The sequence below is a fragment of the Oculatella sp. FACHB-28 genome (assembly GCF_014696015.1).
GTDB lineage: Bacteria > Cyanobacteriota > Cyanobacteriia > Elainellales > Elainellaceae > JAAUTN01.
In genome coordinates, this window is sequence record NZ_JACJPJ010000065.1 from 19,506 (window position 1) to 45,364 (window position 25,859).

Here is a 25,859-nt window from a genome sequence, read left to right on the forward strand (position 1 = left end):
GTTCAGTTTCTACTAATCCCCTTCTCCTCCTTCCCCAGTTTCCCCCTCTTCAGCTTCTCCCTCTTCAACTTCTCCCTCCTCCGCTTCTTCCTCAATTTCCTCACCTAGTCCACCACCCTCTTCAGCTTCAGGTGCATTAGGCGCGCAGCCCACAGCAACAACCACTAGAAAGGCAGCCACAACCCAACCCATCAGGGCTTTAAAGGGACTGCGGGTAAAAGTGTTAATCATAATCGGTCTCTACATGCTAGCTAGAATGAAACGTTGCAGTTACATGAGCAATTTTGGAGGCAAACCCGTGCCCCCTTCATCTATCGTGAGTTTAGTTTCCTGATTATATGGAAACAAGCGAGCTAGCGCTTCTCGAACGTCCACTCCAATACCTCAATCGGTGCCTGTTGAAGTGCCTGCCTCAACTCTGTATTACTGTCAAACTTCACCTGTGACAACTTACAGGTTTCTACATTCACAGTAAACTCCCCATCCTCAAAGGGCCAAGGTCTAATCGTGACGCGGTTATCACGAAACTGAATCACGTCATACCGCTTTCCATCTGGACCTTTACTCACTTCCAATGCCCGCTCATCTTCAGGAAGCTTTTGCTGGCAGAGGATGAGCGAGAGGCGATCGCACCATTGCATAAAGGCGTAAGCCGCATCCACATCCTCCTTAGGAATTTCCAACTCCTTTTGATACTGCTGCTGAAGCTCAAGTTGTTCATCTAAGAACTTGTCTAGTTCTTTTGATGTTCCACGGCTCGGCTCTGTCAGCCGGCTGATGTGCATAGAAGTCATCAGAGTAACCCACCGCCCTCGATAGCGCGAACTTTCGATCTGCTCAGACAACTGCTCAACCGAAGTTCCCTGCTCAAGGGTAAAGTCCAACGGTGTGCCTGCTCTAGTTAGCTCATTTCCCTCCCATTCACGCTCCAAGTCATCGTGGTGAGAAATTGCTGCCACAGTTTCATACAGACGAGGAGGTGCATCTTTTCGTCGCCACTGCCCTGCTAGCTGTGCTGCCAGCAATGCATGGGCACGGTGATAAATCACTTGCCATCCGTCCTGCTCCAAATTCACAATCATCACTTCATCCTTAAAGCCGAAAGCACGCTCAAAAGGCACTCAAAAACTGCCTTTCAAGAACGTCAAGAAATATAAAGCACTGTTCAGAATAGCTTTTGTGTTTCAGTTCATCACTCCATCGCTTGGCTGAAATCTTTGAGTATTGCGGAATTTCCTGTTACTCCCCAAGCAAAATCTCAGTACGCACTTAGCTAGTATAAATTTATACTCTAATTGCGTAAGTAAAGCTTCCTGATCTAGAAGAGCAAACAGAAACTCAAGTATTTTTCTGGTTATTAGGAGGGGGGTGACTTTATTACCTTAAATACGAAGTTTCTAATTCCTGGTTAATTCCTATGGCTCGCATCAAAGGTAACTCTAAGAAGAACTCTCTCAAAGGCACTGAAGGCAAAGACAACCTTCGCGGATTCAGCGGTAACGATCGCTTAATGGGGCAAAAGGGAAATGATGTCCTTGATGGTGGCACAGGTAAAGATGCTCTCCTCGGTGGCTTGGGCAACGACACTTATGTTGTGGATAATAGTGGCGATCGCTCCATTGAGTTGGCAAATCAAGGAACTGACATAGTTCAGTCATCTGCCAGTTACAGGCTGGGTAAGCACGTTGAACATCTCGCTCTAAAAGGCAACAAGGCAATCAAAGGAATAGGCAATTCACTGAATAACCATCTCACTGGTAATGCAGGCAATAACCTGCTCAGCGGTTTAGCAGGAAAGGATCGTTTAAGAGGTGGTGCTGGTAATGACGTTCTTGATGGCGGAGCAGGTCAAGATGTGATGATTGGAGGAGTAGGCAACGATACTTACGTCGTCGATAACCTCAAAGACAAAGTCGTAGAGGGAGGCAATCAAGGGATTGATAACGTTCGCTCCTCGATCAGCTATAGTTTGGGCAATCATGTAGAAAATCTAGTTTTGATAGGCACTCAAAACCTAGACGGGAGAGGAAATAGCCTCGCCAACACCATCACCGGCAACAGCGGTCATAACGTGTTGAATGGTGATGCAGGTGCAGATACTTTGACGGGTGGAATGGGCGATGACACTTACCTGGTTGACAACGTCGCAGATGCCACAATTGAACTTGCCAATGGTGGTATTGATCGGGTTAGAACAGCTTTAGCTGATTACAAATTAGCTGATAACATCGAGTATCTGGAATTTACGGGCACCAAAAACTCTAACGGCATCGGAAACGACTCAGCCAACACTATCATCGGCAACGTTGGCAACAACGTTTTGGACGGTGCAGCAGGAGCAGATAAACTGATTGGTGGACTTGGTAACGACCTCTATATCGTCAGTGATGCAGGAGATTTAGTCGTTGAAGCCGTAGGAGAAGGGGTTGATCTGGTTAAGTCTAGCCTCGCTGATTACACGCTCACCGCTCAGGTAGAAAACCTGCTTCTAGTTGGTAATGCTATCAAAGGTACAGGTAATGACTTAGTAAACACCATTACTGGAAGCACTGCTGACAACGTTCTAGATGGTGCAGCAGGAGCAGATAAACTAATTGGTGGACTCGGCAGCGATACCTATTTAATCGATAATGCTGGAGACCTTGTAGTGGAGTTAGTGAATGAAGGTATTGACGTAGTTCGCTCTACTCTCACTGACTACACCCTGACTCAACAGGTAGAAAACCTGGAGTTGCTTACTGGAGCAGTCAATGGTGCAGGAAATGATTTAGCGAATACGCTTATCGGCAATGCCGCTAACAATATCTTGTCTGGCGGTGCTGGTGCTGACTCTCTTGTTGGCGGTGCTGGCGCTGACAAGTTAATTGGTGGCTTAGGCATTGATACGCTTACGGGTGGCGCTGGAATTGACACCTTTGCGCTCTTGGATACAAGCAAAGATATCATCACCGATTTCAATGCAGGAGAAGACATTATTGCTCTGGGGCAAACTGCCTTTGGGTTGGTTGATCAGGTAGTTGGTTCAGTCTTAAGTGCAGATCGGTTAGTAGTAGTTGATAGTGATGCATCAGCGTTGCAAGGTGCTTCTGGTCTTTTATCTAATTTGTTGGTTGGAGCAACTCGCCTCATCTATAGCACTGAGAGCGGCAAGCTGTTCTATGATGCGAATGGTACGAATGCACTAGGATCTGTGAATGGTCTTGGCGAGAATGGTGGGCTAGTTGCCACCCTTGATAAAGCACTTGGAACTGTACCAACTCTTACTAACGCTAGTTTTGTGGTTAGCTCAATCGTATAAGTAATAATGTTTCTCTAAAAAGAGGCTACAGATGGAAAGGTACCCTTCCATCTGTAGCCCTAATTTTTGAAATTGGTATAACAGTCATATACGACTAGATTGGGCTGAGTAAGTAAACATAAAGAGCCTCCATACTTTCAGGTATGGAGGCTCTTTATGTTTAAGAGGTCTGTTCATCTGGTGGGTCCCGTTTGTCCTAGCGTTTTAAGTTGATTGGAGTAGGGAACTCTATGATCAGGGGTCATTTCTTTAGGAAAATTAGACACGGGCGATGACTACAATTCTTGTAATCGAAGATGAAGTATCACTTAGGGAGGAAATTTCTGAACTGCTCGAACTTGAGGGCTTCCAGATTACCAGTGCTGAAAATGGGTTGGCTGGTGTTCAGATGGCAAAGGAGCTACTACCCGACTTAATCGTTTGTGACGTAATGATGCCTGAGTTGGATGGGCATGGCGTCCTATCCCAGCTTCGTCAAGAACCGGCTACAGCTTTAATTCCTTTTATTTTTCTAACCGCTAGGAACACGGTTGAAGATTTCCGGCAGGGGATGAAGTTAGGAGCCGATGATTACATTGTTAAGCCCTTTAAGCGAACTGACTTATTAGATGCGATCGCCACTCGACTTACCAAACAAAATTCAATCGTGCAACTACAGCGAAAGATTGCAACGTTGAACCAAAGTAATTTAGAGAAAGACGACTTCCTCAATACTGCATCCCACGAGTTACGTAACCCAGCCACTAACATTCTGATGGCAATTCAAATGCTGAAGAAAGCTCCCACTAAGGAGCGGCTACAGCGCTATCTGGAAGTTTTGCAAGCAGAGTCTAACCGTGAACTGGAACTAATTGATGACTTATTGGATTTGCAGCGCTTGGAAACTGATTCGCACCCTGCTAACGTTGAAACAATAAAATTGCAAGACTGGGTTCCAGCCGTTGCAGAACCTTTTCAAGTTCGTACTCAGGCTCGTCAGCAGACGCTGCAAATTAATGTGCCGCCTTACTTGCCTACGGTCATAGTAGATTCTGCCAACTTAAAGCGTATGTTAGCTGAACTACTCAACAATGCCTGCAAGTACACGGCTCCTTCTGGAAAAATTGCTCTAGAAGTTTATCGTGCGCCACAAGCTTCAGCAACGCTCAACTCTAATTTAATTATGCTAGTCATCAGCAACGAAGCTGATATTCCTGATACTGCGCTGCCACGTCTGTTTGACAAGTTTTACCGCGTGCCAAATGCCGATCGCTGGCAACAAGGCGGCAGTGGTTTAGGGCTAACGTTGGTTAAAAAAATTGTTGAGCGACTCGACAGCACTATCCAAGTCACAAGTGAAGCAGGGTGGACCCAATTTACAATTCAATTTCCCACTTCTTGAATACTGTGAATAGGCTGAAACAGTTTAAGCTACTCCATTTGAAGGAGGTATGATTGTCTCTGTTTTCCTAGCATTATGACAGAAAAGACAACCATATCAACTCATTAAAGCTTCTGTTATGGATAAGCAAAACAACGATCAAATTAAACAACCCACCCAACCAGAAGACGTTAAACCAGAGCAGAAAAAAGCGATTAAGGAAGAGATGCGTAAGGGTGGAAAGCACCTGACAGCTAACCCTGGCGATCGCATTTCCGATGAACCTCAAACCATTGAAGAAAAAGCACAACAGGTCGCTGTAGATACTGCAGATATTACAGGTGATCATATCACCGTTCCAACTTATTTCATCGTAGATGAACCGGATGGCGAAAAGAAAGCTCTACATCATGTAAAAGATGCAGAAGAGATTTCAGATGTCATTCGCCAAGCTCGTGTCGATGAAGATGGCAACCGTGTCTGGTGGTAAGTAAAGATAAGTAGTCCTGAATTACTAAGAGTTTCAGTAGTGAGTTTAATTTGCACTACTGAAACTCTTAGTTGGTGTGCATGCCAAAGTGAATGTTTGAATAAATTGCAGTTTAGTTCCCAATAGTTAGGATATAAAACAATGCCTCAGAAGCAGAAAACCAAGGAAAAAGCACAGCAACCCCCTCAGCATCAGGAGCAGCAACCTGGAAGCGAGGAGGCAATGAATCCTAAACCTCAAGCTCAAGATTCGAGCTATCAAGGCAGCAATAAACTCAAAGATAAAGTTGCTCTAATTACGGGTGGTGATAGCGGGATTGGGCGTGCTGTTGCACTTGCTTTTGCTAAAGAAGGAGCAAAAGTCGCGATTGCCTACCTAAATGAACACGAGGATGCTGAGAAAACAAAACAGCAAGTTGAGCAGGAAGGTGCTCAGTGTGTCTCAATGGCGGGCGACATTGGAGACGAGCAGTTTTGTCAGCAGTTAATTCAGCAAACTGTCGACGAATTTGGACAAATCGATATCCTGATCAACAACGCTGCCGAACAGCATCCACAAGATAGCATTGAAAAGATTAGTGCAGAGCAACTAGAGCGAACTTTTCGAACTAACATCTTCTCAATGTTTTATCTCACCAAAGCTGCTCTACCTCACCTAAAAGAAGGCAGTGCGATCGTTAACACAACTTCTGTAACCGCATACAAGGGAAGCCCTGAACTGCTGGACTATTCTTCTACAAAAGGTGCCATTGTTGCGTTTACTCGCTCTTTGTCTCAAGCATTAGTCGAGAAAAAAATCCGAGTGAATGCAGTTGCTCCTGGTCCGATCTGGACACCTCTGATCCCTGCGACTTTCCCTGAAGATAAAGTAGAAAGCTTTGGGCAGCAGGTGCCGATGAAGCGAGCCGGACAGCCAGAAGAAGTTGCTCCAAGTTACGTGTTTCTAGCGTCAGATGACTCATCCTATATTACTGGACAGGTGATTCATCCTAACGGTGGTACCGTAGTCAACGGCTAATTCATTTGGGGTTACTGCCTTTGGGAACTTAGAGCTTGACGGTGCAGTAGTTCGGTGAATGCTTCTGCTGATACTGGTGGACTAAACAAATAGCCTTGCGCTAGATCGCAATCATGTTGGCTGAGAAATGCTAGTTCTGCGGGGGTTTCTACGCCTTCTGCAATTACCTGTAGCTGAAGTTGGTGTGCCATTTGAATGATTGCAGTTGTGATTGCACCGTTTTTGGCATCCTGGCTAATGCTTTTAACAAAAGTGCGATCGATTTTTAGAGTATTAAAGGGAAATCTTTGTAGATAACTTAGGGAAGAATAGCCTGTGCCAAAGTCATCTACAGAGACTCGAATGCTCAGCGATCGCAATTGTTTTAAGGTTTCAATAGCGGAGTCAACATCCTGGACTAAAGCACTCTCAGTCAACTCCAAGTCCAACAGAGCAGGGTCAAGTCCAGTTCGCTGAAGTGTTCGGGCGATCGCCTCGCACAATTTGGGTTGCCCAAACTGATGTGCCGACAAATTAACAGCAATTTGGAGATTGTCAAATCCCTCAGCCTGCCACAACTTCGTTTGCTGGCAGGCTGTTTGTAGAACCCATGCCCCGATTGGAACAATCAGACCTGTAGCCTCAGCCAAGGGAATAAATTCGGCTGGTGAGATCATTCCTCGTTGAGGATGTTTCCAGCGCAGCAAAGCCTCTGCACCTGTGATCATCTTTGTCTTAAGATTAATCTGAGGCTGATAGTAGACTTGAAGCTCTGAACGTTTTAACGCATAACGCAAATCGGCTTCAATCGCAAGTTGGTCAGATGTAACTTTGGTTATGGGTTGATAGACTTTGAACTGACTACTGCCCTGGCTTTTAGCCTCGTGCATGGCAATGTCTGCATGGCGAATCAGGGTATCGATATCATTCCCATCTTCGGGATAGACCGCAATTCCTAAGCAACCTGTTAAGAAAACTGTTCGCTCCTGTACCGTAAAAGGCTGGCTCATGGCCCATAACAAGTTTTGAGCAACACGGGCGATCGCTGAATGAATGTCTTGGGTTTGAGATAATTCCAAGCCCATTGTCCCCAGAACGATGGCAAACTCGTCATCTCCCAAACGAACAACTAAGTTTCTAGAGCCAACAAAAGCTTGCAAACGTTCTGCCATCGTCCTAAGCAGATAATCGCCTAGTTCATATCCTAATGTGCTATTGACTCGGCGGAACTGACTGATATCTAGATATAAAACTGGAATGGGTAAATGAACTCCATCAGTTTCAGCTAATACCTGATGAAAGCGTTCACTTAGCATCAGTCGGTTAGGCAAACCCGTTAGGCTGTCATAGTAAGCGAGTTGGTTGAGAGACTCAGTTGCTTGACTTAGATCGGTTGCATATCGATGAGAAAAGGCTTTTCGTTTAGCCAAGCGTGTGGCGATCGCACCCAACAGTTCCGAACGAGTAAAAGGTTTAGTTAAATAATCATCAGCACCCAATTCCATGCCATACCGCAAATCAGACTTGGTTGCCTTAGCTGTGAGAAAAACAAACGGTACTGTCTCTGTTATGGGGTGCTGTCGCAGAGCCGTTAGCACCTCATAGCCATCTAGCTCTGGCATCATGACATCGCACAAAATTAGATCTGGTAACAGTTCCCGAGCAAGCCGTATTCCCTCAGGGCTGGTTTCTGCGGCAATTACCTCAAAACCCTCTACTTCAAGTAGCTCAATGATGCAGGCTCGGACATCTAGTCCGTCTTCAATCACCAAAATTTTGGGCATAATCTTTATCCTGTTTACCTTCCGACTGATTGACCCAAAGGAAGGCGAACCGTAAATGTTGTTCCCACTCCTACCTCACTTTGTACCGTAATCTGTCCACGGTGCAAGTCTACACACTGTTTAACGATAGATAGCCCTAACCCAGTGCCGCCAATTTTTTCAACATTGGTTGCTCGATGAAAGGGCTCGAACAATTTAAGTTGATCTACTAGAGGAATACCGATGCCTGTATCCTGCACCTTAAAAACCGCTTCTTCTACTTGAGTTAAAAGTTCAAATCGAATCACTCCACCCTTCGGCGAGTACTTGATTGCGTTGCAGAGCAAATTACCAAAAATATGTTGAAGCAATTTTTCATCCATATAAACTTGCTCCCCATTTCCCTGACTTATGTAGGCAATGGAGTGTTGGCTACCCTCATCGGGTTGTAGCTCCTCTACCAAATTTTGGCAAAAGTGCCCTAAGTTCACCAATTGGGGATTAAACTCTAGTCTTCCCGATTCGGATTGTCCCAGGAACAACACATTTTCTAATAGCTGGGTAATGCGTTGAGTAGAGTTTTGAATTCGCCGAAAATAAATTTGCCTCTTTTCCTCGGTACACCGTTGCCCATAGGTTTCTAGAAGCTCGGCTGACAAAACAATGCTGCTTAAAGGTGTACGGAACTCGTGGGACACCATCGAGATGAAGTCAGATTTGAGCCGATTCAGTTCTCTTTCTTTGAGCAGAGATTTACGAATTTCGCCTTCTGCCTGTTTGCGTTGAATGAATAAGCCCAACTCTGTTGAGGCAGAAATTAACTCAATGAGTCGTTGGTCTTCTTCACGTGCTTCAAACATGTAAAACACTAGAACTGCTAGCACGCGATCGTTTGCCACAATCGGGATACCTAGAGCAGCTTTGAGTCCTGCATTCAAAGCGAGCTCAGCCCGCAGATAAACGTTGCTAGCTTCAGTTGAAACATCACGGCACCACTCTGGGTACTTGGCTGCCCAAACTCGACCTGGGAGACCAACTCCAAGTGGAAAAACAAACTCCCGACTTATAGTTCTAAACTCAGTCAAACCTTCTACTTTGCTGTACCAGACAGGACTACATTCGAGGACCGATTTTTCCGCATTGGGAACCCATGCTTCTCCAATAGCCCAAGTTGTTGCTTCACAAACTTTCTGCAGCGCTACCTGAAGCGCCGAGTGAAAGTCTTCTGACTCAAGAATCGCTTGAGTCATAGTTTGGAGTAACTTAGACTCCTGCTCTGCTTGCTTCCTTAAGGTAGTATCTTCTGCAATACCAGCAAAGCGATAGACCTCACCTAATTCATCGCGAATGGGAAAGGCGCGATCGCGGATCCAACGCACAGTCTGGTCAGGGCGAACCACGCGATATTCTGTTTCCCAGTCCTGTAGTTCTTGCTCTTGAACCAAGTTTGCTACGTGTTCACGATCTTCTGGGTGGATAGACTCTATCCAAGTCTGCGAGTTAGCGTAAAGGCTTTCACAGCTACGTCCCCAAATCATCTCGTAAGCAGGACTGACATAGATGAGTTGGCTGCGATTTGAGCTAGTGATCCAAAAAACTTCACCGATATTCTCAGCGAGCTGACGAAACTGTTCTTCACTTTGGCGAAGGGCTGATTCTACCTGTTTTAGGGCGCTGACGTCGCGACAAACCGTAAGGACAAACTCAACCTTGCCTTGGCTATCAAACTCTGGAACTAGACGAGACTGGTGATATTTCGTACCTACTGGTGTAGACAACTCAAATTCAATAGTTTTGGATTGCCCTGTTGAGAAAACGTCCCTCAAGGACCTCTCCCACATCGCTATAGTGTTCTGAGATCCCCATACTTCTCGGTTTGTACGACCAATCAAGCAATCGGGCAACAAGCCAGTTGCTTGAGTGACAGCAGGATTAATGTAAAGATGTCGCAGGTCTCGGTCAAAGCGAGCAATCACATCGGGGGAATGCTCAACCAAAGCTCTAAATTCTTGCTCTCGCCGACGTAGCGCAATTTCTGTCTGCTTACGCTCTTCGCTTTCTCGCAGGGCTATTTCTGTTTGCTCTGCTTGTTCTAAACGCTTGTGTAATTCCGTTTGATAGAGGGCGATCGCCATGTATTTTGCAGCTAGCTGCACTAAATCTAATTCTGCTGCTGTCCATTGACGAGGACGGTTGCACTGATAAAGGCTGATTTCTCCTAGATAAGATTGATGACAGACCAGCGGGACTATAACTGTGGCACCAATCTCACTAGTTTGAATAAATTGCTGAATTTCTGGGGAAAGGATGGTGTCGAGGCGATCGCACACTACTGCATCTCCCTCAGTTAGCTGTAGCTGAAAATGAGATTGGAGGCAGTGGGTATCCGCAAAAAGATCGGTTTTTGGGGTGGCTTGACTAATAATTACTTGTCCAGCACCTGGTCTGACCAACAGACAACAGCTAACATTTAGAGCTAGATGCAGCTGATTGACGGTAGCTTGCAGTGCCTCGTCTGTTTTTTGTAAACCCTGAAGAGCTTGAAGAATGGGTTGAGTAATTGCTGTCTGTTGTGTCTGGGTCATAACCGGATCAAAAGTAAAGCTGCCCTGTTAGGGAAGTTCAGAAAAATTGAACAGGTTTTGAGTGCCATTGAGCATTTCTACTTAGACCTCTTTGCACTTGAGCATCTGGAAACCGACAAAACTTGTTGAGTCCTAGTCCTTCACGTAGTTATCCCAAATACTGAGCAAAGCTAACCTCTGAGCTCTGCACTAACTAGATAACTAGTTGCTACGTTGAAGAATGTCCTGAAATAGAATTTGCTCGTGGTTTAGGGTTAAGAATTTTTGGATTAAAGACTTAGAAAAGACCTGGACGGAACGAAGGCAGCGATCGCCCATCGATATAGCCAAAACTTACTCTTCCACCTGTACTGAATTGATGTGCCCGAAGGATATGACATCTATCACAAAATCTCATATCTTTAGACGTTTCTCTTAAACAAGCTTTTTTGATGTGAGGGGTAATTTTGCTAGGCAATATTCGTATCAGAACAAAAAACTGAGAAATTTTAGAGTTTCTTTAGAAATGTGCTGAACTAGCTTGGTTTTATGAACGAAAATGTACTAACTTTTATAAAGTTCCTTAACTGCTCTTAAATGCTTTATGAGTCTAGATATCCCTGAGTCTATTAAACCCTGGCTTAACTTTGTTCACCCTGTGATTATGTGGGTGCTGTTGGCGATCGCCATCTATGCGCTCTACTTAGGCTTTCAAATCCGTCGTACTCGCAAAGCTGAGGGAGATGCCAAAAAAGAACTGATTAAAGGAAAATTCAACATTAAGCACTACCAAATCGGTTCTGCTTTACTTGCCTTTATGGTCATCGGTACGATTGGTGGGATGGCAGCAACTTACATCAACAACGGAAAGTTGTTCTTTGGACCCCATCTACTGGTTGGTTTGGGAATGACAGGTTTGGTCGCTACCTCTGCTTCACTCTCTCCTTTCATGCAGAAAGGGCAGGATTGGGCACGCTACACTCATATCCTGCTCAACGTTGGGCTGTTAGCTTTGTTTGGCTGGCAGGCTGTTACGGGAATGCAAATTATTCAGCGCATTTTGGAGAACATGACGGCATAGAGCATCTCTAGCGTTCTATCAGCGCTGGTGATACCGATTTAAACCGATTCCGCGACATATTAATCTCTCTAGGGGCGCACCGTAGTGTGCCCCTCCCGTATCTGCAGTATCTTTAAATCAAATCAGTATGAAAACGAAGTCCTTAAATTCTTGAGTGAAGAAGTGGAGGCAGCTGTGTCTCCACTTTTTAATGACAGATCACTCCAGAAATAGGAGTTTCAGGTAGTCGGGGTCAAGGCTGTACCGATTAGACAAGCTCCTGAAAAGCTGGTACCGCTCAAATTCGTTCCCTCTAGGTCAGCACAAAGCAAATTTGCCTCAGTTAAATCAGCACCAGCTAGATTAGCACCTCGCAGATCGGCCTCTTCTAAATTGGCTGCACTTAGGTTTGTACCGCGCAGGTCAGCTTGATTGAGATTAGCACCTTGAAGATTTGCATTACTTAGGTTCGCGCCCCGTAGATCGGCACTCCGCAGATCAACTCCTTGAAGGTTGACACCCATCAGGTTTGCGCCACTGAGGAACGCTCCGGCAAAGGTTGTTCGGGCTAGCCGAGCTTGCATTAGATTGCAACCACGCAGATTGCTGCCCCGTAAATCGGCTTCGGTCAAGTCTGCTTGCATCAGGTTTGCGCCCAGAAAGTTTGCTCGCAGATCCGAACCGGTGAGCTTAGCGCCAACCAGATTTGCCCCGTCGAGTCGCCCTCCTCTGAGATCAGCGTTGCTAAAGTCAGCGCCTACGAGATTAGCACCTGCCAAGTTTATCCCGCTCAAGTCGGCACGAGTCAGGTCTTCATCTTCCAGATCAACTCCTGCTAGCTGTTTAAGTTTTCCTATACGAACTGCTTCAATATCCATTGCTATTTACACTTTGCTATTCACAGGAACTGGGTTGACAGGTAGGTTAATGCAGGGAATGCATCCGTAATCTATTGACTGACTTTAAGGGAGGCATTCTGTTCTGCTTCGCTGTAGCTGTCTAAGTTAAGCAAATTTTCTTCAGAGTGGGAATCTAACATCCACAGTCCTGCAGCAATTTTAGGTAGAGAGATGGGCAGGTCTATGCCTTGTTGAAGTCCACTGACTAGAAGCTGCAAGGCTTCCACAATTTTAGGGTCCCAGCGGTCGCCCTGTTGGGTCTGACATTCACTCAATGCCCTCGATAGGCTGTCTGAGCTATCCTCTGCTCGAAATCCTGCTAGATAGTGCTGAAATTCTGCTACCAGTCCCAAAATTCTGGACTCAACTGGAATTTCGTCTCCAGCTAGTCCGGCAGGTTGACCAGAGCCATTCCACCACTCGGTTTGGTGCGTAATGATGGTGGCGATCGCTCTGAGCCGCTGCATTTTTCTTAGCACCTGTGTTCCAGGCACAAGTGGGCAGCTAAGCGGTACGCCAGGAGCGTCATCGTAGTGAACTGTTCCAGATATCAGGTCACTCTCAAAGGTTTGTAGAAAGGCCATTCGATGCAGCAACCCCGCTAAACGTAGTCGGTGTAGTTGCCATGCGGGAAGATCTAATAATTGACCCACTACTTCTGCAAGGGTCGCCACCTCTGCTGCTGCCATTGGATTATTCACATCTGACTGGTCGATCAGTTGTGCAACCCGCAGGTAGGCCTGCAATTCGTTAGAAACCAGATTGTTGTCTAGCCCCTGCTGGGCATTTAGAGCATAGCTAGTGGGCTGTGACAGGTTTTGCTGGCTAGTTTGCAGATAATCCACTACCCGGAAAACAATTTCACCCAAGTTCTCAGCAGATGGCTGGTTACAACGTGCTTCCTGGTTCTGAGCTAAGGTGGCGATCGCTTCGACTTGACCTGCCAGAGCTTGCTGTAGCTCTGGGTCGTAGCGGTGAATGTGGGCGATCGCTAGCTCTGCTGTTTCTAGCACCAAACCCGACTCAAACGTCCAAAACCCATAAAACTTGCGCTCTAGATCGTTCTGGGGCACTCCAGCAGCACCATAATCTGCCTCGGATAACTCCTGACACAGCACCATCGCTGTGTAACTGGGCGACAAAATGATCAGGTGCCATTCTTGCGCTACTGGGTCTGTTTTGTCCAGGTTTACTAAAGCCACGTTCGAGCGCTGGCTGGTCGGATGCTCGGCAAAACCTGTGCCAGCCGCCGCCATGATTACAATTTGACTGGCTTGATCAGCAATTTCACCGTAGCGATCGGCTTCTTGTAAATACCACTTTCCTTGCTGAAACGCTGTAATCACCAGGGGGGCAGAGTCAGAATCAAGGATGGCATCTTCCAACGCATGACAGAGTGCTACCAATGTATTTTTGTAATACACGCCAAAATTGAGTGGTCTTTTTCCGGTTTTTTCAGATTGGTGGGCCGATCCTAGCTTTTGTAAAATTGAGCCTTGTAACATGCCAGCGGTTAAATGAAGGATTTACAACGTTGAAATATCTCTTGATCTACGATATGGCAGCTAATTGTCGATCGGAAGTGGCGATTGGTGCACTCAAAGCCTCTTCCAGATCAGCAACTCCTAACCGTTCTTCTAAGATTTTCATGACCTCTCGTCCAAAATCATTAGGATTGCGCCGCCAAGCTTGCAGGCAAACTTCCCCGAAAAAAGAGCCAAGTGGTTCTGGATTCCAGAGTAGCTTTTTGGCTACCCAAGGTAAATGAATTGCCAAAGGGTCATAGCCTTTCTTAAGGATGTCGTGTTTAAAGGCGTAATCCTCTAAGTGAGTGTGAGGTTGTAGTCCGATAAAGAAAATGGCAGGCTCTACTTTGTCTACTCCAAAAATGCGCTCTAGCTCACGGTGATAGGCGATCGTCTGCCGAATCGTGTCAAAGGTTTCGTCGATCACATTAAACGAGTAATTTACGGAAACCAAATCGTTGAATCCGGCCGCTTTCAGGTCACGGCAGTTTTGCAGCACGGTTCGCAGGTTATAGCCCATCCGCATCTTCCGAACAAGCTCCTGGGAACCGCTGGTGATGCCGATCTCAAAGTAGTTCATGCCTGTTTTTGTCATCAGGTCGCACAGTTCTGGGGTCAGATTATCTGCCCGAATGTAAGCAGCCCAATGAATATCTGTCATACCCGCATCCAGGATCTTTTGCAGTAGCTCGACTGCATCATCCATAAATCGTCGTGCTGGAATGAATTGAGCATCAGTAAACCAGAAGTTTCGCACACCCCGGTCATAAAGCTGGCGCATCTCCTTTACCACTTCATCGGCAGGATTGATCCGCACTTGCTTTCCTTCAACGACGGTGTAAACGCAGTAGCAGCAGTTGTGGGGACAGCCGCGTTTGGTTTGTACGCCAACGTAGAAGTCGCTTTCTTGTAGGTAGTATTCAAACTCTGTCCAGATGCTTGCGATGTAATCGTAATTACAAGCAGTTTTCTCGATGGGATCAGGCTGCTCGTGAACCATCCGTTCACGGGGAGTTGTCTCACCGACGACGTAGCAACGCTGATCGGAAAAGTCTTGACCTTGCAAGAGCCGCTCCAGCAAAACTTCTCCTTCACCGACTGAGATGATTGAGCCTTTTGGCAGCATTGTACCTAGCTGCTCATAAAAGACACTAACGGCTCCGCCACCCACGACTATGCGAACGTTGCTCTGATGTTTCCTAGCTCGCTGTAAGCCGCGCCTGATCAAGTTTGAGTTGCGCTGAAGCTCTACAAGATAGGAGGTTGCCATCCGTAGTCCGCCGATCGCCCCTCGTAGCCTGAGTAGCGGGTTACGAGCGTAATAAAACTCAAAAGCGTTTTGCAACGGGTTTCCGCCCCGCCCACCTACGGGAGCATAGATCTGAATGTCTCGCCAGGAGAATACCAATAGCGTTGGCTGAAACTCATCGATGCAAGCATCTAGAGCGGAGCTGAAGTCTAAAGGCGGTACAGTGCCTAAGTCAAAAATTCGCTGTGCAACGGTTGGAAACAGTTTGTGAACGTGGTCAGCTAGGTAAACTACACCAACCGGAAAGATTGGATTACAGGGTAGCCGCACGTACAGAATTCGATCTTCTGAGGAAACTTTGCTTAACGGTAGCTCTTGCGGGTTCATTAGCAGTCTAAGGCGCTATTGACAGTAAACAGAGGAGAAATCAGCAATGGAGAAAAATAACAAGGATCTGAAAAGTTTGGATCAAGTGGGGGCTGAAGATTTTGATTGGTGAGTCTAGCCTAAGAGCGATCGCTTCCCATCTTCACGACCAGAGTTTGTTTTGGTAAGATTCTGAAAACTAATTTATATAACTTTACGATACCACTGACTCTCGGCTGTTGCATGATGCTCAAAAATAATCCCGAATTGGAGTATGCTCATCCTCGGAGGCAAATTGCAGACTCAGCCAAAGCTCAGACGAATTTACCCTTATTAGATAGTTGGTTCGCGTCTGGGTCGAAAGAATAGCCGAAAATCGTTTGGAACCGCCAAACTCAAGCACTTTAGGTAACTTGACTTGAATCTGATCTGTGGAGCATCAGGCACTGGGGGGTTGGTAGTCGGGTTTACAGCAGCAGGGATCGCGGAATGTTAATGTTCCGATACGACCCTTAGTTCCGGTGCAAAGCTCCTCCCACAGTCATGGCACAAATCTTTGATCCCCTACCTTCCGATAGCTCAAGCCAAATCCTTTGCTGCTACGTGAATGCAACGAACAAGATCCAGATTGTCCGCGTGACCAACGTTCCTAACTGGTACTTTGAGCGCGTAGTTTTTCCAGGACAGCGTTTGGTGTTTGAATCCCTACCTCACGCTCATTTGGAAATTCATACTGGCATGATGGCTAGTGCGATTTTGTCTGATCGCATCCCGTGCGATCGCCTCCAAGTCGAAGAAGAAATAGAAGAGGAACCTGACCTAGTAGAGACAGAGGCGATCGCCACCCTGGCGATTGAAGAGCCTTTGGCAAAAGTTACGTGTTGATGAAAAAATCTAGAAAGCCAGTAGAGATTTAAGCAAACGTATCCCTACAGTGGGTTTTGAAAGGTCTGCTTAGGTTAGGTGTGCTTTCGCAATTTTTTTAGGATCATTATCTATAAAAGCAGGCAGAAATAGCAGTTTCCTATGCATGTGAGGTGTTAGGGTATCCATCCTCCAAGATTCATGCTTCGGTTTTAGTGCGAATACGAACCGCTATAAGATTATAGGAAGCTGTCTCTCGAATCCGTCCCTTGAATCTACCCTCCTTCCTTTGGTTGTGGCGCATTGCAGCTTGGTCAATGGGATTATCCCTGTTGGCTTATGTTCTGCTAGCGGCAACTGGAACCTGGCTTTTTTACAGTCGTCAGCAGCGGCAAGGACGACCTAAGTGGCTGCGCCCTCTCCATTACGGAATAGGAGGGACGATGGTTGTGCTAGTCTTGCTGCTGCTGGCGGTCGGTTTAGTTGGTACAGTTGGTTACTACGGCAATCTAGGACATTCTGTACATTTACCAGCCGGACTGACTGTGGTGGCGTTAACACTGCTCTCAGCTTGGAGTGCAACGCAAATTAGTCCAAAACACCCCTGGGCACGCCCGCTCCACATCGGTACTAACATCACTCTCCTACTAGGTTTCGTTGCCGTTTCGCTGACGGGCTGGAACGTTGTGCAAAAGTATTTACCCTGACCCGGATCTCAAATGGTTGAGGGCGAGACGATTAACCTCTCACCCTCAATCACTGAATGTGTATATAGGCTTTATTTGCGGCGAAAGTGTTTTAATACCCCTGCCATTTCTAAGACAACTTTGACTTGAGGGCTAACCCCGCGTAGCGTCATTCGAGCGTGACGCGCCCTAGACTTGATCAACCCTTCAAGCAAAACATTGGCGCTACTGGGTTCAATGAACTGGGTTTGAGTCAGGTCAAGCACGATGGAGATGCCTTCTTGAATCTTCTCTTCCAAATCTTGTGCAAGAAAAGGAGCTGTCCAAGCATCAACCCGTTTTGGTACACGAACTGTCACTAATGCATAGGTAGAGGTCATAGGAGGAGTAAATAGGTAATGAGGTTAGATAATTCGATATAACTGGATGGACCGCTGATCTAGCATCGGTGAGATTCTGTCTTTCTTTGCTGGGTGAAGTAGGGTGTTCTGGTGAAAATACTAGTTTGTTAACATCAGAACTCCGTAAATCTGCTCGTTGAGTTTCGGAGTCTTGTTAAAGTTTGCTCTTTTTTCCTCATTGTGTTGTGCTTCCATGAATCAGCCTCAGCTTGATCCAACTCAACCCCCTAACCTTCAAACCTCTCGCCAAACTGCGGCTAATCAACAAGCCGAATTAGTGCTAAGAATTTCACCATTAATTCGGCTGACGCTAACGTTGCTATACCTGGCACTCACCTTACCGCTGCCGTTTTTAGCACAGGTAACAGCGTCTCCTGTGCCGCCCCAACTATTGATAATAGGGCTGGTAATCGGCTGGCTAGGACTCTACGCAGCCTTGAGTGAGGGCGTGATTTTGAACGATCAGGGGATTCAAGTTGCATACCCAGGCTGGGTCCCCAATTTTTGGCGAAAGGGATGGTCTCTGCCTTGGTCAGAGGTGAAAGCGTTAAAGCCTCGTTCTACCGGGCAGGGTGGGCTAGTTTATTATTTCTTGAGTCAGTCGGGAGAAGCCTATCTACTGCCTATGCGAGTGGCTGGATTTGCCAAGCTAGTTGAGCGAGTGCAAGCTGAAACGGGAATTGATACGACGGATGTTCGCCCTCTGGCGCAACCCTGGATGTACCTAATTTTGTTGGTATTTACGCTGTTGTTGCTGATAGTCGATGGCTGGACAATCTGGACTGCCTTGCTTCAAGGAAACTTAATTTAATCGCAATTATTACGGATGCCCAGTTCAGCTCGTTCAGGTTCTACTCAACTGCGACTACAGCAAGTCAGTCTGGTATCTGGCATAGGTTCACAATGTCTTTTACAAGATATTTCCTGTGAAATTCTTCGCGGCGATCGCATTGCTTTAATCGGCCCGTCCGGGGCAGGCAAAACGTCTTTGCTGAAGTTGCTCAATCGGCTAAGTGAAGTTACTCAAGGGCAAATCTATTTTGGCGATCGCGAGATTCGACAGATCCCGGTCTTACAGTTGCGGCAGCAAATTATGCTGGTGCTGCAAGAGTCTAAACTTTTGGGAATGACTGTGCGAGAGGCGCTGATGTATCCGCTGCGGCTGCGGGGCATGGAGCGCTCCCAAATGCAGCAACGGGTTGATGAGTGGACTGAGCGCTTGCACATTCCTCTAGAGTGGCTAGACCGGACGGAGCTACAGCTTTCTGTAGGGCAACGACAGCTTGTAGCGATCGCCCGGGCTATGGTCGCTCAGCCTGAAGTGCTGCTGTTAGATGAACCTACCTCTGCCCTGGATGCGGGTCGAGCGGCTTACGTGGTTAGCGTTCTATCAGACTGGGCTAAATCTGGTCAAATGACGATTTTGATGGTGAACCATCAGCTAGAGTTAGCTGAGCAGTTTTGTACCAGAGTGCTATATCTGCAACAGGGCAACTTAGCTCAAGACTTGGATGCCGAAAAGGCAGACTGGAACGACCTGAAACAGACTTTAATTCAAGCCGAGGCTGAGATAGCTAAAGAATGGGAGTAGTCCTGTTTCAGCGGCTTTCCACTACTTTTGATAGCGGACGTATGGCATTCTTTGAGACGGAGTGGCGATCGCCCGGTATTCCGTTGGAGCCCACTACTTCGACGTTGAACCGATAGCCCACGTTACGAACTGTCTGGATCAGGTTAGGCTGCCTGGGATCGACCTCAATTTTTTTGCGTAGCGAAAGAACATGGGTGTCAACCGTACGATGGTTGTCGATGGCGTCAGGCCAGGCTTTCCGCAACAGCTCTGAACGGCTGAGCGGCAAACCTCCTGCCTGGGCTAAAACATAGAGCAGACTAAATTCCTGAGGAGTTAACTCAATTAGATCGCTTTTAAAGCGAACTCGACGCTGGATCAGGTCTATCTTTAAATCGCCGTAGTCAAGCAAAGCTGGAGCAGCAGTTGTGCGGCTGCGTCGAGTCAGAGCTTCGACTCTAGCTAAAAACTCCTGCATCCCAAAGGGCTTGGTTAGGTAGTCATCGGCACCCGCACGTAGCCCATTCACGATGTCTGCTTCAGTATTTCGGGCAGACAGCATCAATATTAATGCCTGCTGCTGCTGTTGAAGCCAGCGACAAAACTCTAACCCATCTCCGTCCGGCAGCTCAGAGTCCAGGATCACCAGCGTTGGTTGACGATTGTGAAACACCTCTCGGGCTTGATGAATGTCAGCCGATTGATGAACCCAATAGCCTACTTGCTGCAAGTGCCAGCCGAGCAGCGATCGCAAATGAGGATTTCCCTCAACAATTTGGATGCAAACAGATCCCACAATGCTAAGCTTTCCTCGAAGTCAGCGGATTTAAGGTTATCAGAGCAACTGTCAAGGTTTTGTAACTGCTGCTACCCTACCCGTCACTGTATCTCCGAGCTATTACGTTCTGTAGCTTAAATATTTGAGCTGGAGATGTAATGTCCATTTGGGCATAATCCAATTGAGGGACGGTGGATAGAAGCACCTGAGGTTAGAATGAATTTAGTGGATTAGCTCTACCAAGGTTACTTAATCTCCGTTTTGCTGGCGCTCGCGCCTCACAACTCATCCTACTAGCTGTCAAAAAAGTGTGTTCCTACCAGTCCGCCAATCCCTGTAGTTTAGATAGTAAAAAATCAGCTTATTAGCGGTTACTTGTTTACGATTGCCTATTTACGATACATTCAAAGGACCAAGTCAGTGCCCGCCCTATACTCTGACCTCTGCTCCGTCAAGACCTGCTTAAGTATCTGTCTGAATAAATTTTGTGTTTACAAGGTATAAGAATCCTCACCACTAACTATGCTTCGAGACACTCAAACTATTCGCTACTACCAGAGAATCACTGATGCTCTGGCTGAACAGTGGAACCGGGGTTATCGTTTTGACGACCTGCGGCTCTACCTAGACGGCTACCTGGCTGCCTTACGTCATAGCAACGCAATTGAGCCTTATTTAATTCACCGTTTAGAAGAAGAAGCCACTCGATATCTGTACGATCCGTCTAATTTTGAGGTTCCACAGTCAGAGCCAGATTATTACTAAAAAGGTCCTTAGATCCTAAATCTGCAAAAATTAAGCGGGAGTGTAGCAGTGCTACACTCCCGCTTAATTTTGCGGCAGAATCTAAGGCATTTGTAAAGTAGTGAAAACAAACAGTAACTTTTAAGTACTTCCTTTACGTATTCTCTGGATGTCATCGCATAATTTGATCACAGCTTCTTAAAAAGTTCAGCAAAAGTTAACTTACGCTCTAAGAAATTCTCAAGCAATCCTCTTTCAAAGAACGGTCTTCTTAAATAGATTCTTTGTAAACGAACTTTGATGGCTAAGGGGCTGAAGGAGCTGCTCACATTGGCAAAAAGCAGTCTATTTAGGAATTACAGGTGGGTGTGGGAGTGAGGAAATGTAAATTGTTTCCTTCCTTTTTAGGAGTGCTTGGTTAAGGTTACGTCTCAGTATCACAAGCAACATTCGGAAGCAATTTTATTGGCTTAACCCCATTTGATTTGGAGTTGAAAGATGAGTAAAACAATCGTCAATTTAACTTTACCTGTAGTAGTGGAAGAAGCTGAGGATGTACTTGATACTTACCCTTATCATCCTTATCAGCAGGCATTTTCAATTCCTGATTTACGGAAGAAGCTAATTTCTTACGTACTCTGTCGGGTACCTGGAGTGTACACAGTAGTTGAAGAAGCCGACCAAGCAGCGATGAATCCTAAGTCCTTGTGCAATTCTTTGGAACAGCGAACTCAGATCGAGAATTTGGTTCGTCAAGGGATTGAGCACATTCTCCAGGAGAATATGGATTGGATCGAGCGTCATATTCCCCAGGAGACAAATTCTGCTTTTGCCCCGTCTAATTGGTTTGGTTGAGGTTTTGCTGAAGCAAATGTAAATTAAGTGCAGGAGATAGTTCGCTTGCACGGGGATTGCGACTAACTCAGTTCGGTTTTGCGGGTACACCTAATCAGCACATGCCGTTATTGTCGTAACAGAGGACAACGTAATGCATTTATGTGTTCCTAACGACTATCTGGGTAAGTCAGGTGTATAAGTGGTATTTGCCAACTCTAGGTGAAATTTTAGCGGTGAGTGGATCAGCTCAAACCGCTGAAAGATCTGGTTTTGAGGCACAGCGACGAGTTAGAGCAGAACGAGAGTGGTGTGGTGCGATCGCTGCTCTCAACTCTTTGCTCCAATCTAGATCGGTAGCTACTCCTGATGGTTTAGCTGCTTCAGCTAATTCAGCTAATTTAGAAGAGACAGCTTCCCTTAAACGAGAAGAGCAAGGGCTAGTTTTGTCGGGTCCTTTGCCTGTACTAGACCAGCCAAATCTGGTTTCAAGTTTCTCAACCTGGACATTTACGACTGAGCCCATTGGCGCTTTGAGCCTGATGCCGTTTCAGTTGCTTCCGGCGGCTGGCAAGGTGACTCAATCTCGCCCTACTTCTTCGACGCTGCCTCTGTTGCCCAATGATCCGCTGGCAGCAGAGCAGTTTTGTCTGGTATTGACTTCTGAGTTTAGCCTGGTGATGGTGTTGGGCGAAGATGCAGATGCCAAGCCAGCCTTTTTGTTTTCGTTTGAACCTGAAGTCGTCTGGCAGTCTTGGCGATCGCTGCAATCACGCTTGCTGCTGACTAACCCTCAATCTTTTGAACATCTGGATACGTTGGTCAAGCAATTTTTGCCTAAGCCACCGGACTACCGATTGGTGATGCAATTTAGCCAACTGATGTTGGCACACCTGCCTGAACCGCTGGATTGGGAGATGGGAGGCGATCGCGCTGGCGTACCGATTCGACAAGTTTCTTACACCCTGTCTTCTGCCAACCAATCGTCTACATCTCAGGGGCAGAACGACAATCTGACAGTCGGGACAAAGCCAAATACTCGTCATCCTCTGTCAAAACCAAATCAGCCCTTGAAGATAGCTACTAAAGGGCGACCGTATGATTCTTCATTAGAGAAACTGGCTCAAGCGAAACTTGGCTCAGACGCAGAGCTGTTGCAGGCGATCGCCCATGAAGTTCGCACGCCTCTAACCACCATTCGCACCTTGACTCGGCTGTTGTTAAAGCGAAAAGACCTCAGCCCAGATGCGGTTAAACGGTTGGAAGTCATCGACCGGGAATGTACGGAGCAGATTGACCGCTTTAGCTTAATTTTCAGGGCGGTCGAGCTAGAAACATCCGCTGTTAAGCATCCGTTAAGTCCGTTGGCAGCAATTTCCCTGACTCAGGTGTTTCAGGACAATGTACCTCGCTGGCAAAAGCAGGCGAGTCAGCGAGGATTGACGCTAGAAGTCATCTTGCCGCAAAAGCTGCCACTGGTGGTCAGTGATCCAACCATGTTAAATCAAGTGCTGACTGGGCTAATGGATCAAATCACCCATAGTCTGCCGTCTGGAAGCCACATTCAGGTGCGAGTTATGTTGGCGGGACACCAGCTCAAGCTACAGCTTCAGTCTCAGCCTAAAGACGACGTAGAAAGCTCAAACGGAAGAGGCTCTAGGAAAACGGTACAGTCGAGCTTTGCAACTGGGCTTAAATCTGTGGGTCGATTGCTGATGTTCCAGCCAGAAACAGGTAGTCTCAGCTTAAATATGTCGGTTACCAAGAATCTGTTTCAGGCATTGGGCGGTAAGCTGATTGTGCGACAGCGTCCTGAGCAGGGAGAGGTGTTGACGATCTTCTTGCCTTTGGAGACTAAAAGGCTTGAAGAGTGAGAAGTCCAAAAATTAGGGCTACAGATGGAAGGGCACTCTGCGGAGCGGAGTGCCCTTCCATCTGTAGCCTCTTTCTAAAGCAACGTTATAACTTTTCCCAGAAATTGCTCTAGCAAGCACCAGAGCGACGAGAGAATAGGATTTGAACCGTTTTCCAGATGATCACCAGGTCATACATTGGGTTCCAGAGGCTCTGGTAGCGCAGATCCAGGTCTACGATGTGCTCAAAATCTTTGATTGAAGAACGACCGCTGACTTGCCATTCGCCCGTCAATCCGGGTTTGACGTTAAGGCGCTGCCAGTGGCGATCGCCATAGTGCTTAACCTCATCAGAAGTAGGAGGACGAGTTCCTACGAGGCTCATTTCGCCAACCAGCACATTCCAAAACTGGGGCAGCTCATCCAGGCTGGTCTTCCGTAAAAACTTCCCAACTTTAGTAACTCTGGGATCTTGTTCGTTTTTGAAGATCATTCCCTTAGCTTCGTTAGCAACCTGTGCCTTGAGTAGGTCAGCATTGTCAACCATCGAGCGAAACTTGCGGATTTTGAAGCGGGAACCCTGCAAGCCAAAGCGCTCTTGCTCATAAAAGACTGCACCGGGGCTGTCTAGCTTGATGGCGATCGCAATTGGGACAAACGCTACCGCCAAAATTAGCAACCCCACCAGGCTACCTACGATATCAAGCAACCGCTTGAAAACGGAATAAGCTGACGGATGAACGTCTCTTCCCAACTGAATGGAAGGTGCTAGAGAGTTTGAGAGGGTTGCCTCTGAGACTGTATATTGGGTCATCCTAACCTTCCTGCCATCAATGCTTGAAAACAATGACCGTGTAAATACTTAAGAAGCTATCCAAAGAATATAGTCTGCTCTCCAGAACGGAGGAGAGGGTGACACCCAGTCTTTGCAGAAACTTGTCATTGAGAATCAAGATGGTGGAAGTTTGTGAAGTTTATGTAAAGCTTAGGAATCAGATTGGTATCATTCAATCCAATTAGAAGAGCCCTTAGAAGATTCGTGCTTTTGGCAGGAAGTCTTTTACGCTATTAAATGAAGTCTTCTACGCTATTAAATGAAGCGTTCTTGATTCTCAAGCTTTTTCATATCGGATTAACCTCATGGCTGAACCCACTTCTCCTCAGTTTTCGGCAGACTCACCAGAGCAAATTCAGGACAGCCCCCTCGACGGCGTGGATCCGAATTCACCCCTAGAAGCTGCTACACCCGCTGCTGTAAACCGTAGTGGCAAAACCCGTCAGCTTTTAGGCATGAAGGGTGCAGAAGCTGGAGAAACCTCAATCTGGAAGATCCGGCTGCAGCTAATGAAGCCGATTACCTGGATTCCATTGATTTGGGGCGTAGTTTGTGGGGCAGCTTCATCGGGTGGCTATACCTGGACGCTGGAAAATGTGCTGCTGGCTGCTGCCTGTATGCTGCTGTCTGGCCCGCTGCTGACTGGCTATACTCAGACGCTAAATGATTTCTACGATCGCGATATTGATGCGATCAATGAGCCTTATCGCCCCATTCCTTCTGGTGCAATTTCCGTGCCTCAGGTGGTGGTTCAAATTCTTGTTCTGCTGGGTGCTGGGTTGGGTGTTGCCTACCTCCTTGACGTATGGGCAGGTCATGAATTCCCCACAATCGCAGTGCTGGCGCTGGGAGGATGTTTCATTTCTTATATCTATTCTGCTCCGCCGCTCAAGCTCAAGAAGAATGGCTGGTTGGGCAATTATGCGCTGGGAGCTAGCTATATTGCGCTGCCTTGGTGGGCAGGTCATGCTCTGTTTGGCGATTTGAATCCGACAATTGTAGTGCTGACGCTGTTTTACAGCTTGTCGGGGTTGGGCATTGCGGTTGTGAATGATTTCAAGAGTGTGGAAGGCGATCGCCAGCTCGGTCTCAAATCCTTACCCGTGATGTTTGGCATTGGTACGGCTGCTTGGATTTGCGTCTTGATGATCGACGTATTTCAATCTGGGGTTGCAGCTTATCTAATCAGCATTCACCAAAATCTCTATGCTGTCATCCTGATTTTGCTGATCATTCCGCAAATTACGTTTCAGGATATGTATTTCTTGCGGAATCCTGTAGAAAACGACGTAAAGTATCAAGCTAGCGCACAGCCATTCTTGGTTTTTGGCATGTTGGTCACGGCTCTAGCACTTGGACAGGCAGGGGTTTGAGGGCGTTGGGGTGCAATTCATACCATCAGTTCTGGTCAAATTCGCTTGTGGAATTCAGGCTTTAGCCCTTAGACTTTAGACCGACTAAATTCTAGTTTCCAGGTTTCATTGATCCGAGCCAATTCTGAGCAGCTAAGGATGAATTCATTTGTTGATGCACTAGACTTAACGATAATTCGTCCGGAGGAATCAGGAGATTGTGCTGTAGCTGTGAAGGGAGCGATCGCCTTCCAACCCAAAGCTGCAACCTGGAACGGACTAGATACACTGGGGTGTAGATTCTTCCCAAGCCCTATAGATCGACAGAAGCGGCTTGGCTTGTGGTGGTGCGAGAGGAACTGAAGTGGCAG

The 25,859-nt window shown here is 46.8% G+C and carries 24 protein-coding genes; 14 read left to right on the forward strand and 10 right to left on the reverse strand.

Annotated features, from left to right (window positions below; all coding sequences use genetic code 11):
• Positions 1-12 precede the first annotated feature (12 nt).
• Entirely contained in the window at positions 13-231 is a 219-nt protein-coding gene (locus H6F88_RS13645) for a hypothetical protein (RefSeq protein WP_190643301.1), read from the reverse strand.
• Positions 232-353: 122 nt separating this feature from the next.
• Entirely contained in the window at positions 354-1,082 is a 729-nt protein-coding gene (locus tag H6F88_RS13650) for a DUF3891 family protein (RefSeq protein ID WP_190643385.1), read from the reverse strand.
• Positions 1,083-1,417: 335 nt separating this feature from the next.
• On the opposite strand from H6F88_RS13650, the gene H6F88_RS34020 reads away from it, so the two are divergent.
• The 4 genes from H6F88_RS34020 (at position 1,418) to H6F88_RS13670 (ending at position 6,165) form a co-directional block, all read left to right on the forward strand.
• Positions 1,418-3,298 carry a calcium-binding protein gene (locus H6F88_RS34020; protein ID WP_190643302.1) on the forward strand — a complete coding sequence of 627 codons (1,881 nt, stop codon included), beginning with the start codon at positions 1,418-1,420 and terminating at the stop codon, positions 3,296-3,298.
• A 271-nt stretch (positions 3,299-3,569) separates the two neighbouring features.
• Positions 3,570-4,679, forward strand: coding sequence for a response regulator (locus H6F88_RS13660; RefSeq protein ID WP_190643303.1), 1,110 nt, complete (start codon positions 3,570-3,572; stop codon positions 4,677-4,679).
• A 118-nt stretch (positions 4,680-4,797) separates the two neighbouring features.
• Positions 4,798-5,148 (forward strand): hypothetical protein, encoded by a 351-nt coding sequence (locus tag H6F88_RS13665; protein ID WP_190643304.1) that lies wholly within the window; start codon positions 4,798-4,800, stop codon positions 5,146-5,148.
• 141 nt (positions 5,149-5,289) lie between these two features.
• Positions 5,290-6,165, forward strand: a complete 876-nt coding sequence (locus H6F88_RS13670; RefSeq protein ID WP_190643305.1) for an SDR family oxidoreductase — start codon at positions 5,290-5,292, stop codon at positions 6,163-6,165.
• A gap of 11 nt (positions 6,166-6,176) precedes the next feature.
• Here the strand turns inward: H6F88_RS13670 and H6F88_RS13675 are convergent, their stop codons facing one another.
• Positions 6,177-7,928: a GGDEF domain-containing response regulator gene (locus H6F88_RS13675; RefSeq protein WP_190643306.1), complete on the reverse strand. Its 1,752-nt coding sequence runs from the start codon at positions 7,926-7,928 to the stop codon at positions 6,177-6,179.
• A 14-nt stretch (positions 7,929-7,942) separates the two neighbouring features.
• Positions 7,943-10,492, reverse strand: coding sequence for a PAS domain S-box protein (locus H6F88_RS13680; RefSeq protein WP_190643307.1), 2,550 nt, complete (start codon positions 10,490-10,492; stop codon positions 7,943-7,945).
• Positions 10,493-11,075: 583 nt separating this feature from the next.
• Here H6F88_RS13680 and H6F88_RS13685 point away from each other — a divergent pair.
• Entirely contained in the window at positions 11,076-11,552 is a 477-nt protein-coding gene (locus H6F88_RS13685) for a DUF4079 domain-containing protein (protein WP_190643308.1), read from the forward strand.
• Positions 11,553-11,770: 218 nt separating this feature from the next.
• On the opposite strand, the gene H6F88_RS13690 is transcribed toward H6F88_RS13685, so the two are convergent.
• The 3 genes from H6F88_RS13690 to H6F88_RS13700 form a co-directional block, all read right to left on the reverse strand.
• Positions 11,771-12,409: a pentapeptide repeat-containing protein gene (locus H6F88_RS13690; protein WP_190643309.1), complete on the reverse strand. Its 639-nt coding sequence runs from the start codon at positions 12,407-12,409 to the stop codon at positions 11,771-11,773.
• Between the two features lie 71 nt (positions 12,410-12,480).
• Positions 12,481-13,935: a DICT sensory domain-containing protein gene (locus H6F88_RS13695; protein WP_190643310.1), complete on the reverse strand. Its 1,455-nt coding sequence runs from the start codon at positions 13,933-13,935 to the stop codon at positions 12,481-12,483.
• A gap of 46 nt (positions 13,936-13,981) precedes the next feature.
• Entirely contained in the window at positions 13,982-15,592 is a 1,611-nt protein-coding gene (locus tag H6F88_RS13700; RefSeq protein WP_190643311.1) for a photosystem II high light acclimation radical SAM protein, read from the reverse strand.
• A gap of 522 nt (positions 15,593-16,114) precedes the next feature.
• Between H6F88_RS13700 and H6F88_RS13705 the strand changes: the two genes are divergently transcribed.
• Both H6F88_RS13705 and H6F88_RS13710 read left to right on the forward strand, forming a co-directional pair.
• A complete protein-coding gene (locus H6F88_RS13705; protein ID WP_190643312.1) occupies positions 16,115-16,456 on the forward strand; it encodes a DUF1830 domain-containing protein in 342 nt (113 codons plus the stop codon).
• A gap of 248 nt (positions 16,457-16,704) precedes the next feature.
• Positions 16,705-17,142: a DUF4079 domain-containing protein gene (locus tag H6F88_RS13710; protein WP_190643313.1), complete on the forward strand. Its 438-nt coding sequence runs from the start codon at positions 16,705-16,707 to the stop codon at positions 17,140-17,142.
• 71 nt (positions 17,143-17,213) lie between these two features.
• Here the strand turns inward: H6F88_RS13710 and H6F88_RS13715 are convergent, their stop codons facing one another.
• Positions 17,214-17,501 (reverse strand): STAS domain-containing protein, encoded by a 288-nt coding sequence (locus H6F88_RS13715; RefSeq protein WP_190643314.1) that lies wholly within the window; start codon positions 17,499-17,501, stop codon positions 17,214-17,216.
• 214 nt (positions 17,502-17,715) lie between these two features.
• Between H6F88_RS13715 and H6F88_RS13720 the strand changes: the two genes are divergently transcribed.
• Positions 17,716-18,333, forward strand: coding sequence for a hypothetical protein (locus H6F88_RS13720; protein ID WP_242042338.1), 618 nt, complete (start codon positions 17,716-17,718; stop codon positions 18,331-18,333).
• Positions 18,334-18,348: 15 nt separating this feature from the next.
• The gene (locus H6F88_RS13725; protein WP_190643315.1) at positions 18,349-19,113 is read left to right on the forward strand and encodes an ATP-binding cassette domain-containing protein; all 765 of its coding nucleotides are present in this window, start codon (positions 18,349-18,351) and stop codon (positions 19,111-19,113) included.
• Positions 19,114-19,120: 7 nt separating this feature from the next.
• On the opposite strand, the gene H6F88_RS13730 is transcribed toward H6F88_RS13725, so the two are convergent.
• On the reverse strand, positions 19,121-19,888 hold the full coding sequence (locus H6F88_RS13730; RefSeq protein WP_190643316.1) for a response regulator: 768 nt from the start codon (positions 19,886-19,888) through the stop codon (positions 19,121-19,123).
• Between the two features lie 504 nt (positions 19,889-20,392).
• Here H6F88_RS13730 and H6F88_RS13735 point away from each other — a divergent pair.
• From H6F88_RS13735 to H6F88_RS34465, 3 genes are all read left to right on the forward strand, one after another.
• Positions 20,393-20,635, forward strand: coding sequence for a DUF6761 family protein (locus H6F88_RS13735; protein WP_190643317.1), 243 nt, complete (start codon positions 20,393-20,395; stop codon positions 20,633-20,635).
• A gap of 477 nt (positions 20,636-21,112) precedes the next feature.
• Positions 21,113-21,469 (forward strand): hypothetical protein, encoded by a 357-nt coding sequence (locus tag H6F88_RS13740; protein WP_190643318.1) that lies wholly within the window; start codon positions 21,113-21,115, stop codon positions 21,467-21,469.
• 173 nt (positions 21,470-21,642) lie between these two features.
• Entirely contained in the window at positions 21,643-23,322 is a 1,680-nt protein-coding gene (locus H6F88_RS34465; RefSeq protein ID WP_347277699.1) for a HAMP domain-containing sensor histidine kinase, read from the forward strand.
• 109 nt (positions 23,323-23,431) lie between these two features.
• On the opposite strand, the gene H6F88_RS13750 is transcribed toward H6F88_RS34465, so the two are convergent.
• Positions 23,432-24,115, reverse strand: a complete 684-nt coding sequence (locus H6F88_RS13750) for a sugar transferase (RefSeq protein WP_190643319.1) — start codon at positions 24,113-24,115, stop codon at positions 23,432-23,434.
• Positions 24,116-24,441: 326 nt separating this feature from the next.
• On the opposite strand from H6F88_RS13750, the gene chlG reads away from it, so the two are divergent.
• On the forward strand, positions 24,442-25,509 hold the full coding sequence (gene chlG / locus H6F88_RS13755; protein ID WP_190643320.1) for a chlorophyll synthase ChlG: 1,068 nt from the start codon (positions 24,442-24,444) through the stop codon (positions 25,507-25,509).
• Positions 25,510-25,647: 138 nt separating this feature from the next.
• Entirely contained in the window at positions 25,648-25,851 is a 204-nt protein-coding gene (locus H6F88_RS13760; protein WP_190643321.1) for a hypothetical protein, read from the forward strand.
• Positions 25,852-25,859 lie beyond the last annotated feature (8 nt).